This is a genomic window from Corynebacterium sp. J010B-136 (assembly GCF_002967075.1).
In the GTDB taxonomy this organism is placed as follows: domain Bacteria; phylum Actinomycetota; class Actinomycetes; order Mycobacteriales; family Mycobacteriaceae; genus Corynebacterium.
The window spans coordinates 326,816-339,921 of the sequence record NZ_PUGE01000003.1 but is presented as its reverse complement, the minus strand read 5'-3'; the positions used below and the strand labels follow the sequence as shown (position 1 = coordinate 339,921).

Genomic DNA, 13,106 nt, shown 5'->3' with positions numbered 1-13,106 from the left:
CAACCATTATCACATGTAGGTAGCCTTAATGAACCATTTGGCTCGCCGTTTGATTCAGCACTCCCCCTACCAAGGTGTAAAAATCACGATCGCGGTCGCAAAAAGCATGGCTGGCCCATTGGGTGGATCTGCATAATCACTACTGATCTCCGTTGCTTTTGCCTGCAAAAATAACCCCCACACCAGCGCTATCACCGAGGTAAGCCCGATGGCTACCAGTAGTGCAAAGACGCCAGAGTGCTTAACGATGACAACCCCCAACGACACCGCCAGCTTGATATCGCCGCCGCCCATGCCCTGCCCATTGCTTAACATTGCGAAGCACAGATAAAGCACCGGCCATATTAGCCCCCACAGTGCGTGCCACTGCAGAGAAAATCCAATCCAGCCTAGAGCCACGACTGCGGCCGGCACGGTGAGAAAGTCCGGCAAGCGGCGCTGCCGAACATCATAAATAATAAGCGCTGTTGCCCACCCAGCTGCGCCCACGAGCCCCACGATGGGCACAGCCTGTGCGATTAAGTTCTGCATCAACACACTCCCCCAAGTATGCGTCGCTTCCGGTCATTACGCGTCTACATCTCAGCGTACCGGCGTTCTACCTAGTAGAGGCGGTTGACGTTTTTATCGCGCATGTAGACTTTCAAAGCCTCAAACATTGCCTCGCGTGGTGCTTCATGGCCGGTGAACTGCTCAAATTGGCTAAATGCCTGGTACGCCAGCATGCGGTGGCCGCCGACCGTTGGATAGCCATCGGAAGCCGCGTGCACGGTGAGCGGAGTTGGCCAAGGGTCGTAGATAACGTCCAAGATGGGAGCGTGTGCCAGCGTCTTTTCATGACCTTCTAGCGCGGGTGATGGCACCGTGGAGATAATAACCTCTGCGCGCTGCGCAATCTTTTCGATGTCATCGGAATAGGTCACCGGCGTAATATTTTGACCCAGAGATTCCGTGAGGTGCTGCAGCTCGCTGCGGCGGTCGGTGCGGTTTAAGAGATCAATATTCTTAATGCCACGCTGCGCCAGCGCCCACAGAGCTGGACGTGCGGTTCCGCCCGAGCCAATGAGCAATGCCCGTTGTTGTGTGGTTGAAGAATCACGCACACGCAAGTTATCAGCACGGCCAAGCAGCTCAGTCAACGCGCCTTCAACACCTTCGGTGTCGGTGTTATCTGCGCGCCAGCCGCCTTCAATACGCACCAAGGTATTGGCAGAGCCCATCAGGCGCGCACGGTCGGTAATTTCAGATGCTAAAGAAAATGCTGCGAATTTCCCCGGCATGGTCACCGAAAAGCCGCGGTAGTCTTCTTCAGATCCACTCACGATGTCCGGTAGAGTCTCGGCATTCGCCTCAATCCGGGTATATGACCAATCATCAAGGCCCAACGCCTTATAGCCCGCGGTATGCAAAATTGGGGACATGGAATGGGCAATGGGCTGGCCCAAGACCGCTGCGCGTGGCATATACTCTCAAAGCTCCTTTAGTAAGGGAAAAGACAATGCGCGCTGATAAACAGCACGCATTGTTTAGTCTACTGACGTTGGGTGTCCAAGATGCCAGATTCGATGGCGCGATCTACTTGTTCCAGATGTTCTTCGAAGGTATCGGTAAAGACCGTGGTGCCCTGATCATCGATGGTCACGAAGAAGAGCCACTGACCTTCCGCTGGGTTTTCCATGGCTTGGATTGCTTCTTCAGAGGGAGAAGCAATCGGGGTTTGGGGCAAGCCATCCATCGCGTAGGTATTCCACGGAGTAACCTTCCCGCGATCCTCATCAGTCGTGGCCAGCTCTACATCTTCCAAACCGTAATTGACCGTCGAGTCGAACTCTAGGCGCATCGGTTCATCGAGGCGGTTGAGAATAACACGGGCTACCTTATCGAACTCTCCTGCTGGAGCTTCACGTTCTACCAACGAAGCGGACGTTAGGAGCTCATACGGAGTAATGCCGATGGCGCGGGCACGTTCTTCAATGCCAGTCTCGTTATACCGCGCGGTGGAACGGGTAATAAGATCGGTCAAGATCTCCTGGGCGTTCATATTTGGGTCCAGGACGTATTCGCCCGGAGCAATCAGGCCCTCGATACGTTTCGGATCATCTCCGCGAGCGCGAATGTCCTCAAGTGCCCATTCCGGTGCGCCCAACTCTGCTGGGTCCACAGATGCTGCGGTGTCTTCTAGCTCTTGTTTATTAACGCACTGGCCATCATTACAAGTTACGGCCTCAATCAGTGAGTAAATGCCATAGCGAGTATCGCCACCTAAGACGTTAATGTCCATCAAGGTTGAGCCACCGTGGACTGCCAGCATGTCCACTCGGTTTTCTTCATTAAGCAAGGCTTCGACCGCCGCATTGCCGCTCATCTGGCCCTGCAAGCGGTAAAAACCTGGCTGAATATTGCCTGCATTGGTGTTGCTCGCTGCTGCAGCTTGAAATGCAGCATTGGATTTTACAATGTCGCGTTCTTCCAGCTCTGGGCCAAGCTCAGAAATAGAAGAGCCTTCAGGGATTTGCACGAGCTCTACTGAGCCGTTGCCCTCGCCCTGGTAGTCATTGCCTTCAGACTCCCCTCCACTGCCGCTAAGCACGCGCATGGCGATGTAAACTACGGCACCGATAATCAACACGAAAGAAGCGATCAATACCGCTAGTCCACGTTGACGACGCTTTACATGAACGGGGGCCATTGACCTGGCGGGCTTAGCTGACTTGCCGGATTTGGCCAGTCGAGGTTCTTTGTGGCTCACGAAGGTTTCGGCTCCTTGGGGTCGTTTTCATTGCGAGTGCCCGAAAGCGTCACAATTTTGCCATCTACAAGTATTAACGCCACCACATTAGTCGCTCCGTGTTAGTTAAGCGAGCAGGCATACCGAGAGATCGTTACCTTTTTGAGATAGTTTTGGCCCCGTGACGTTATATTTAGGCTGGTTTAGCTGCCTAAAGCAGCTGCGCGCCCATCGAGCCAGGACTGCAAAATCTCTACTGCAGCAGCCTGATCGATGACGGAGCGGCCCTTCTTATCGCTTACCCCCGACGCGCGCAACGCAGTAGTTGCGACGACGGTAGTAAGGCGCTCATCCCCCATGCGCACCACAGGTGCCGGAGAAGGAGGTGTGGGATCTGTAGCAAAAGGCTTATTCAAACGACGCTTCAAGCGAAAGGCGATCTCTTTGGCGTGCTTAACGCTGGCAGAGCCATTGCCCTGGAGATCACGCGGGAGACCAACAACGATTTCCACGATGCCGTATTCGGCGATGATAGACAGCAGCCTATCGATGTCGCCCTTATCAGCGTCTTTCAACCCAGTTTCCCGGGGCACGGTCTCAACTGGGGTGGCAAGGCGTGCATCGCGGTCAGAGACCGCTACGCCAATACGCACCGTGCCAACGTCTAAACCGAGCCGACGCCCAAGGCCTGGGTCTTCTACTCCGGGAGTATCTGGGGAAACCTTTGCCATGTTTACTTACGCCTGAGCCTAAAGCGTCTCTGCAAAATCACGAACAGCAGCAAAGCCCTGCTCGATACCACCAGCATTGCTACCAGCGCCTTGGGCCATATCTGGCTTGCCGCCACCACGACCATCAACGTAGCCACCAAAGAGCTTGACTACATCGCCGGACTTCACACCGCGCGCTACAGCCGACTTGGTTGCCGCAGCGATAAACGGCAGTTTGCCATCAGTTTCAGAAGCCAAGACAACAATCGCGTCCTCATTGCTCAAACGGTTACGCAGATCCGTAGCTAGGGTACGCAGGTCATTAGCAGCAACACCATTAGGCAGGTTCAAGGTGAGCACCTTAAAGCCATTGATGTCCTGTGCCTGGGCTACAAACTCAGCAGACTTAGCCTGCAGTTGCGCCTGGTGCAGCTTGGCGATCTCCTTTTCAGCCTGCTTCAGCTTCTCAGTCAGCGCAGCAATACGGCCTGGCAGATCATCGGAAGGAACCTTCAGATCCTTCGAGACGGCATCGATAAGCGCTGCTTCCTTCGAGTAATAACGGAAAGCATCCATACCGGAGTACGCCTCGATACGACGTGCACCAGAGCCTACAGAAGACTCACCCAAGACAGATACTGGACCGATCTGCGAAGAGTGGCTGACGTGCGTACCACCACAGAGCTCGATGGAAAATGGTCCACCGATTTCAACCACGCGCACATTGTGACCGTAGTTTTCACCAAAGAGTGCCATCGCACCCATTGCCTTGGCTTCTTCCAACGAGGTCTCAATGGTGTTGACGGCAAAGTCCGCATCCACTGCTTGGTTAGCAATTAATGCGATCTCTTCCAACTGTGCATCAGACAGCTGCTCAGTGAAGTTGAAGTCAAAGCGCAAGTAACCTGGACGGTTCAAAGAACCTGCCTGTACAGCTGTTGGACCTAGAACCTCACGCAGCGCTGCGTGAATGAGGTGGGTTGCGGTGTGTGCCTGGGTGGCACCATGGCGCCACTTCTGATCAACCTCAGCGGTTACCTGGGAGCCCAAATCTAGACCACCCGATGCAACGGTGGCCTTGTGTACCCACAGTTTCTTACCGATCTTCTGCACGTCTTGAACGTCCAAAACGGTATCACCGGTGAAGATACGGCCACGGTCAGCCATCTGTCCACCTGATTCCGCGTACAGCGGACTGTGGTCCAAGATGACTTCAACCTGCTCACCCGCACCAGCTGAGGTGACTTTCTCACCATCGCGCACAAGGCCGATAACCTTCGCCTCTGAAGCAAGCTCTTCATAGCCAGTAAAGACGGTTGGCTGGTTATCAACCCACTCACGGTATATCGACTCATCCGCATGTCCGTGCTTCTTTGCACGGTTATCTGCCTTCGCGCGCTCACGCTGCTCGGTCATCGCCGCATTGAAGGAGTCCATATCGACTTCTAGGCCAGCCTCTGCAGCCATTTCCAAAGTCAGGTCGATTGGGAAACCATAAGTATCGTGCAGTTCAAACGCTTCTGCGCCCTGAACCACGGTCTTGCCTTCGGTCTTAGCAGCTGCAGCAACCTCGTCGAAGCGGTGCGTGCCGGACTCCAAGGTCTTCAAGAAGGACTTTTCTTCATTCAAAGCAACGCGCAGGATACGCTCGCGGTTTTGTGCGATCTCTGGGTAGGACAGTTCCATGGTGTCCATGATGGTGTTCATGAAACGCTCGAGAACTTCTGCCTGCGCACCCAACAGACGTGCAGAACGGATGATGCGGCGTACCAAACGACGCAGGATGTAGCCGCGACCTTCATTCGATGGGGTTACGCCATCCAAAATCAGCATCATCGCGGTGCGCGAGTGGTCAGCGATCACACGGAACCGCACATCATTGATGCGCTCATCTTCTGGATCTTCGTAAGTTGCGCCGGTGACCTTTTCCGCCTCAGCGATAACCGGTGCCAAAAGGTCCGTCTCGTAGACATTGTCTACGCCCTGCAGGATACAAGCTACGCGCTCGATGCCGAGACCGGTATCAATGTTTTTCTTCGGTAGCTCGCCAAGGATTTCAAAGTCGCCCTTGCCGGTGCCTTCACCACGGATGTTCTGCATGAACACGAGGTTCCAGATTTCCATGTAGCGGTTATCATCGGCTTCTGGGCCGCCCTCAACACCGTATTCTGGGCCGCGGTCGTAGTAGATCTCAGAACATGGACCACATGGGCCTGGCACGCCCATGGACCAGTAGTTGTCTTCCATGCCCATGCGCTGAATACGTTCCTTAGGAACGCCAATCTTTTCGTGCCAGATTTCTGCTGCCTCGTCATCGTCAAGGTAGACGGTAACCCACAAACGGTCAGGGTCTAAGCCAAAGCCGCCTTCGTCGACGGAGTTGGTAAGAAGTGCCCATGCATTTTCGATTGCACCCTCTTTGAAGTACTGGCCAAAGGAGAAGTTACCGGCCATCTGGAAGAAGGTGTTGTGACGGGTAGTAATGCCGACTTCTTCAATGTCCAAGGTGCGGACACACTTTTGAATCGAGGTAGCCAAGCCATTAGGAAATGGCGGGTTTTGCTGACCTAAGAAGTAGGGCTTGAACGGAACCATGCCAGCGTTGACGAACAGCAGGTTCGGGTCGTCCAGAATCAATGAGGCGCTCGGTACCGCTTCATGTCCGCTATTGACGAAGTGTTGGGTAAACCGTTCGCGAATCTCATGAGTCTTCACTGTGCAGTGTCCTTTTGCATCTATCGGTAGTTAATATCACAAGCCATAATAACTACTACTGGGCTAAATCTTTTTGCCGCGCTTGGGCAATACCTTGTTAAAGCGCGGACTCAACACCACAAGACTTTACCCGTCTTGCACGTTGGTTCGGAATACGGGGCAGGAATTTCTCTAACTCGAGATTTTATTTACTTCTGCCGGCGTTTTTCTCATCCCGCACGATCCCGCGCAACCGTGGGAGATATTCATAAATTCGCTTCTCCGCACCGTGGTTGGTGGGTTGGTAGTACCGGGCATCCGCCAGTTCCTGCGGCAAATATTGCTGGGCGACGACACCGCGTGGATCATCGTGTGGAAATTTATATCCCACTGCACTTCCCAAACGCTTTGCACCTTCATAATGTCCATCGCGCAAATGCGGCGGCACATGCCCAATCTTGCCGCGGGCGATATCTTCTTGTGCCGCTGCAATAGCTTGCATCACCGAGTTGGATTTCGGTGCGGTAGCTAAGTGGATAACCGCCTGTGCCAGCGGGATGCGGGCTTCCGGCAGACCAATCAATTGCGCGGCTTCGGCTGCTGCCACCGCAGTAGGAAGCGCTGTGGGATCTGCCATGCCAATGTCTTCAGAAGCGTGCACGATCAAGCGCCTCGCGATAAACCGTGGGTCCTCCCCTGCCTCGATCATGCGCGCCAGGTAGTGCAAGGCAGCATCCACGTCTGATCCACGAATGGATTTAATAAAAGCTGACACCACGTCGTAGTGCTGATCGCCGTCGCGGTCATAGCGCACCACTGCGCGGTTAACGCTGGCGTTGAGCACCTCCGTGGTTAAAACCGGCTGTGCAGCGCCTTCCCCGTCCGACTCACTTTCGGTGGTTTTTGAGTACACGTCCTCAGCGGTTTCGGCAGCTGCTTCGAGATAGGTCAACACTCTGCGTGCATCGCCACCGGCGAGCATCGTCAACTGCTCTTTGGCTTCATCTGTTATCGTGATGCGACCTTGCAGTCCGCGGTCTGACTCGATGGCGCGATCGATTAACTTCGCAATGTCCGCAGGTTCTAGGGAGTTTAGCTGCAACAGCAGTGAGCGAGAAAGCAACGGCGAAACCACCGAGAAAGACGGGTTTTCAGTGGTTGCTGCCACCAGGAGTACCGTGCGGTTTTCAACAGCCGCTAGCAACGCATCCTGCTGTGTTTTGGAAAAGCGGTGTACCTCGTCGATGAAAAGTACTGTGCGTACCCCGCGGATAGCCTCTTGGCGCGCGTGGGTGATTACTTCGCGAACTTGTTTGACCCCGGAGTCAAGCGCGGACAGGCCGACGAAATTCTGTCCCATGGTTGCAGCGATCAGAGAGGCAATCGTGGTTTTGCCGGTGCCGGGAGCTCCGTACAAAATGACTGAGGCTTCACCTGAGCCTTCTACTAACCGGCGCAATGGCTTTCCCGGTGCCAAAAGATGGTCTTGGCCTAAGACTTCATCCAAGTGCTGCGGACGCATGCGAGCAGCCAATGGAGAACCCGTGTGCGCAGCGAACATCGCCCCGCCACGTCCAGCTATGCCTGAGGCCGAATCCCCTTCTGATGCGGCAGACGGCCCGGTTGGAAATAACGAATCTTGGGTCATGACTACCTTCTCACCATTCGAAAAGCCCTAAGCCTTGAACCATCTCCTGGATAGCCCCAGTGAGGTGGACAAGGAGATAACTAGGCTAGCGATAATTATTCGGGCGTGGCTCCCGCAGCCGGTCGGCAACCTGCTGGCTAAATTCCTCAATGGACTTATATTCCTCAGCATAAGAGCCACGTCCGCGACGTGCTGCAAACCTGTGGAGCGATTCGAATGTCTCATAAAGGTCGCGGCGAATCAACAGCTCATCATCGCTAAAGGGAGCCTGGTTGCTACCGCGCAACAAAGAGTTAGCAAAGACGTCATCGATCTCGCGGTCTTCAGCCGAAAATGCTGCTAGCTCTTCCACACCACCGGCGTACATGGTGGCAACGCTAGACAGTGCCCAACCAATAAGAGAGCGCACGATCAAACGGTTAAGTTCTTCACTTTCACCAAAGCGGGGCCATGTTTCTACGACCTCGCGAGCCCACGCATGGATGAAGACGTCTCCTTCTTCATCGGAGATCGGGCGAGCGAATAGGAACTGTGGGAAGCCTGCAATAACGCATGCCACGTCAAAGCCAACGTTTCTAAAGCCTGCCCATTCATAGTCCAAGAAGGAAATCTTCTGGGAGACAATGATGTTGTCCGGCGACAAGTCAAACGGAGTAAATGCCCGTTCATTACCGCTTAGCAGTGTCGCAGCGGATGCATTCGCGTAGCTGGAAACAGCCTCCGGCGGGGTCAAGCCTGCACGCTTGAGAATTTCCAAGCCGAGATAAATCGAATTGTGCAAAGCTTCCGCGCGCAATTGATAGTTGATGATATCTGGTTGATTGCGGATTACCCGGTTAGCAAGCGCTTCAAAGTCAGGCTCGCGGCCAGCAGTATCGGCATGCATCTGCCCCAACTCCGTGCCAAGTGCGCGGATTACTTGCAGACGCTCTTCATCATCAGCCTTTGCCAAGGTATCCGACAAAGTATTGGAGTCACCTAAGTCAGTGAGCACCAAAATACGCTCATCAATATCGTGCGCTAAAAGCACGGGTCCTGGCCTGGTGTCTTCGGATAGCGAGGTGGTGAATTGATACGCCACCACTTCACTGATGAAGGCCACATCATCCAAAGCCTGCCCCGTTGGCGGGTTGTGCTTAAGCACTACCGTGCGCTGTTGGAGAAATGGTGAGGATGCAACCCGTGCGCGCAGCACGACTGCATGGCCAGAACCAGAGAGTTCTTCTACTTCGGAGAGTTTTTGTTGACCGCCAAACCGCCGCGACAGCAAGTCTTGAGCGATGTCGACGACTTGTTGTTGTTCTAGGTTCACGGTCTTCTCCTTGAGTCTGGAACCACTAATACCACGGAAGAGTTTTCGCGGCAGAAACTAGTGGTTCCATTTACTAGCTTCTGCTCCCGCACACAGGTCTTTTATCGCTATGCGCGGGAGATTTCATATTAAGCTTCAGCCTGGTCAGCAGACTTAGCGTCTGCCTGTGCCTTAGCTTTTTCTGGCTTGAAATCAACGCCAGTTTCCTTACGCTGCTGCGCAGGAATTGGTGCTGGTGCATCGGTAAGTGGGTCTACTCCGCCTCCGGACTTCGGGAATGCGATGACGTCGCGGATGGAGTCGAAGCCGCCGAGCAGCGAGACGATACGGTCCCAGCCCAAAGCGATGCCGCCGTGTGGTGGTGCACCGTACTGGAAGGCATCCAACAGGAAGCCGAACTTCTCCTGTGCTTCTTCTTCGCCGATACCCATGACGTTGAAGACGCGCTTTTGCACATCAGCGTTGTGGATACGGATGGAGCCGCCGCCGATTTCATTGCCGTTGCAGACAATGTCATAAGCGTAAGCCGTAGCCTCACCTGGATTCTCATCAAAAGAATCCATCCACTCTGGCTTAGGAGAGGTAAAGGCGTGGTGCACAGCGGTCCATGAGGAGTTACCCAAAGCAACGTCACCGGATGCGGTGGCTTCAGCTGCAGGCTCAAACATTGGAGCGTCAACAACCCAGGTAAATGCCCAGTCGCCTTCCTTGATGAGGTTGTTCTTGCGAGCGATCTCTCCACGTGCAGCACCAAGCAGTGCACGGGAAGACTTCGTATCACCAGCGGCGAAGAAGATCGCATCGCCAGGTTTAGCGCCGACGTGCTCTGCAATGCCTTCGCGCTCAGCGTCGGTAATGTTCTTCGCAACCGGGCCACCCAAGGTGCCATCTTCGGCAACTGTGATGTAAGCAAGACCCTTAGCGCCGCGCTGCTTTGCCCATTCCTGCCAAGCGTCGAACTGGCGACGTGGCTGAGATGCGCCACCTTCCATGACGACCGCGCCGACGTATTCGTTCTGGAATACGCGGAAGGTGGTGTCCTTGAAGAAGTCGGTGCACTCTACGAGCTTGATATCAAAGCGCAGGTCCGGCTTATCGGTGCCGTAGTACTTCATGGCATCGGCGTAGGTCATGCGCGGGATCGGAGTGGTGATCTCGTATCCGATAAGCTTCCACAGCTCAGCAATGATCTCTTCGCCCAAGGCAATGACGTCTTCTTGGTCAACGAAGGACATCTCAACGTCCAGCTGAGTAAATTCTGGCTGGCGGTCTGCACGGAAGTCTTCATCGCGGTAGCAACGTGCCAACTGGTAGTAACGCTCCATGCCAGCAACCATCAGCAACTGCTTGAACAGCTGCGGAGACTGAGGAAGTGCGTACCAAGAACCTGGCTTCAGACGTGCTGGGACCAGGAAGTCACGCGCGCCCTCTGGCGTAGAGCGGGTCAGAGTTGGGGTTTCAATCTCAGTGAACTCGTGGCGGTCCAGAACGCGGCGAGCAGCGCGGTTAGCAGCCGAGCGCAGACGCAGTGCGTCGCCTTGAGTCTTGCGACGCAAATCTAGGTAGCGGTAGCGAAGACGTGCTTCTTCGCCTACTTCACCGGAAGACGATGGGTCATCGATTTGGAATGGCAGTGCTGCAGACTTATTCAACACCTCGAGCTCGGTGACGTTAAGTTCAATCTCGCCAGATGCCAGGTTTGGGTTCTCTGAACCTTCTGGGCGAGCTTCAACAACGCCGGTTACCTTCACGACGAATTCCGAGCGCAGTTCGTGAGCTTGCTCAGCAACCTCAGACTCGCGGAAGACAGCCTGTGCGAGACCGGAACGGTCGCGCAGGTCAATGAAGATAACGCCGCCGTGGTCACGACGTCGGGAAACCCAACCGGTTAGGGTGACGGTTTCTCCGGTTAGCTCTTTGCGGAGTTCGCCCGCTAGGTGTGTACGCAACACGTTTGTGTTCATTCCTTTCAAGTTTGCAGCCACTTCTTCGACCATCGCCTTGCGTAGACAGCGCGCGCGACAAGGAGGAAGAAGACATGAACGGCCCAAGTCTACTCGTCTTTATCGCGCCCTTCTCTAAAGGGGTCAATCTTAGTCACTTAAATATTCCGTATTCTGCATCAAGGGTGTTCCACGGTTATCGGAAATTTTCAACTCTCCACCCATTTTCTTGTCTTGGCTATGGCATGATCAGTGCATGACATTCAAAAAGGGTTCTGTTCCGCAAGGCCGCCGTGCATCCTCGGGTCGTGGCGGGCGTGGCGGCATGATTGCTGCCGGCGGTGGCTTTGGTTCTCTCTTGCTGGTGGGATTATTTCTACTTCTGGGTGGAAGCCCGGGGCAGCTGGGCGAGTTGCTCGGCGGCCAGGAGCAAGCCCAGCCGGCTATTGAAAGCGGCGAAGATGCCAATGAACCTTTGGCACATTGCCAGACTCTTGAAGACGGCAATACTCATGCCGATTGCCGCGTGGACTTTACCGGCATTTCTGTTGATGATGTCTGGGCAGAGCTTTTGCCGCAGCAGGCCGATATTGAATACACAGAACCAGGCCGCGTTATCTTCCAACAGACCACGCAGTCAGGCTGCGGTATGGCTTCGGCAGCCACCGGCCCGTTTTACTGCCCCACTGATCAAACTGCCTATTTCGATGTCTCTTTCTTCGAACAGCTAGAAAGTCTTGGTGGCTCTGACGGGCCACTGGCGCAGATGTATATCGTCGCCCACGAATTCGGACACCACGTTCAGCAGCTCGAAGGCACGTTGGGATTGTCGAATTATAACGAGCCGGGTGCAGAATCCAACGCTGTGAAGATCGAGCTGCAGGCCGACTGCTACGCGGGCATTTGGGCTTCTTATGCCGACAAAGGTGAGGATGCACTCTTAGAGCCAATCACTCGGGAACAGGTGGCAGCGGCAGTTGAGACTGCACGCGCGGTTGGCGATGACAATATTCAAGAACGCAGCTCAGGCGAGGTGCGCCCAGATACCTTTACCCACGGAACCTCTGAGCAGCGCCAGGAAGCTTTCCTCGCCGGCTACCGAGAAGGCACCATGGCAACCTGTGACTACCTCGATCGCGGCGTTTACACCTCTTAAACCTGCACTGCCTAAAACTCGCACCCTGCAGGGATTTAGGCCACAATTTGGCGATGTCCCAATGGGCAATTTCGGTACGCTAGAAAAGCATGACGTCCTCAAATAGTGATGCCTCTAGCTACCAAAGCCGCGCCATCCCTTTCCTCGCCGCTTTCAATGACATCGAAACGCATCTGCGCATCGTTTTAGATGCCAAACGTTCCGACTCTTTTTGGTGGATGGTCGACCGGGCCGTGGATAAACACCTGCTCTCACGCCAGCAAGGTGAAGTCTTAAAAGACTATGGAAACCTGCGCAATGCAATTTCTCATGGCCGCTATCACGAGGGCGAACCTATAGCCGAGCCACATCCTGCGGTTATAGAAGATATTGAAATGCTGCGCGGAATATTAATGGATCCTCCTCGCGCTTTATCCATCCTGGAATCCACGGACGTGGTGACGCTGACGCCTGCGTCTGAAGTATCCAAAGCACTGCGCGTGATTCGCCTTCAAGGCTTCGCCCAGATCCCGGTTTATGAAGACCACAAGTTCATCCAACTATTAACCACCAACACCATCTCCCGGTGGGTGGCAAACGATCTCGCTGACAATAACGTCCTTGATGCCCGCACCATTGGTGACGTTTTAAAAATGGTCAAAAAAGTCGATGATGCAGTGTTTTTATCCCGGGACATCACAGCGCAAGAAGCTGTCGATGCCCTCATCAACCCAGATAAAAACGGACGTCTTCCTTACGCCGCCATCGTCACCGAGACTGGCAAACGCAACGAGCGGCCATTGAGAATTATTACCTCCTCTGACCTGGCGGTTTTGATTGAGGCATTAAATGGACGCTAAAACACCAACACCCACTTGTTGACGTGTCACATATATGCTATTCTTCTTTTTAGAAACACTTAAATCTTGAAGTTAA

At 54.2% G+C, this 13,106-nt stretch carries 10 protein-coding genes; 2 read left to right on the top strand and 8 right to left on the bottom strand.

The window, feature by feature from the left end:
• Window positions 1-66: 66 nt before the first annotated feature.
• The 8 genes from C5Y44_RS07335 to aspS form a co-directional block, all read right to left on the bottom strand.
• Entirely contained in the window at window positions 67-531 is a 465-nt protein-coding gene (locus C5Y44_RS07335; RefSeq protein WP_105324320.1) for an A24 family peptidase, read from the bottom strand.
• Between the two features lie 71 nt (window positions 532-602).
• Entirely contained in the window at window positions 603-1,463 is an 861-nt protein-coding gene (locus C5Y44_RS07330) for a shikimate dehydrogenase (RefSeq protein WP_105324319.1), read from the bottom strand.
• A gap of 68 nt (window positions 1,464-1,531) precedes the next feature.
• Entirely contained in the window at window positions 1,532-2,689 is a 1,158-nt protein-coding gene (mltG, locus tag C5Y44_RS07325; protein ID WP_105324372.1) for an endolytic transglycosylase MltG, read from the bottom strand.
• Window positions 2,690-2,931: 242 nt separating this feature from the next.
• Window positions 2,932-3,459, bottom strand: a complete 528-nt coding sequence (gene ruvX / locus C5Y44_RS07320) for a Holliday junction resolvase RuvX (RefSeq protein ID WP_105324318.1) — start codon at window positions 3,457-3,459, stop codon at window positions 2,932-2,934.
• An 18-nt stretch (window positions 3,460-3,477) separates the two neighbouring features.
• The gene (alaS, locus tag C5Y44_RS07315) at window positions 3,478-6,153 is read right to left on the bottom strand and encodes an alanine--tRNA ligase (RefSeq protein ID WP_105324317.1); all 2,676 of its coding nucleotides are present in this window, start codon (window positions 6,151-6,153) and stop codon (window positions 3,478-3,480) included.
• A 184-nt stretch (window positions 6,154-6,337) separates the two neighbouring features.
• Window positions 6,338-7,780: a replication-associated recombination protein A gene (locus C5Y44_RS07310; protein ID WP_105324316.1), complete on the bottom strand. Its 1,443-nt coding sequence runs from the start codon at window positions 7,778-7,780 to the stop codon at window positions 6,338-6,340.
• A gap of 85 nt (window positions 7,781-7,865) precedes the next feature.
• The gene (locus tag C5Y44_RS07305; protein ID WP_105324315.1) at window positions 7,866-9,092 is read right to left on the bottom strand and encodes a phosphotransferase; all 1,227 of its coding nucleotides are present in this window, start codon (window positions 9,090-9,092) and stop codon (window positions 7,866-7,868) included.
• 128 nt (window positions 9,093-9,220) lie between these two features.
• Window positions 9,221-11,044 carry an aspartate--tRNA ligase gene (gene aspS, locus C5Y44_RS07300; protein ID WP_105324371.1) on the bottom strand — a complete coding sequence of 608 codons (1,824 nt, stop codon included), beginning with the start codon at window positions 11,042-11,044 and terminating at the stop codon, window positions 9,221-9,223.
• Window positions 11,045-11,291: 247 nt separating this feature from the next.
• On the opposite strand from aspS, the gene C5Y44_RS07295 reads away from it, so the two are divergent.
• Entirely contained in the window at window positions 11,292-12,191 is a 900-nt protein-coding gene (locus tag C5Y44_RS07295) for a neutral zinc metallopeptidase (RefSeq protein WP_105324314.1), read from the top strand.
• 89 nt (window positions 12,192-12,280) lie between these two features.
• Window positions 12,281-13,030 carry a CBS domain-containing protein gene (locus tag C5Y44_RS07290; protein WP_105324313.1) on the top strand — a complete coding sequence of 250 codons (750 nt, stop codon included), beginning with the start codon at window positions 12,281-12,283 and terminating at the stop codon, window positions 13,028-13,030.
• Window positions 13,031-13,106: the final 76 nt, after the last annotated feature.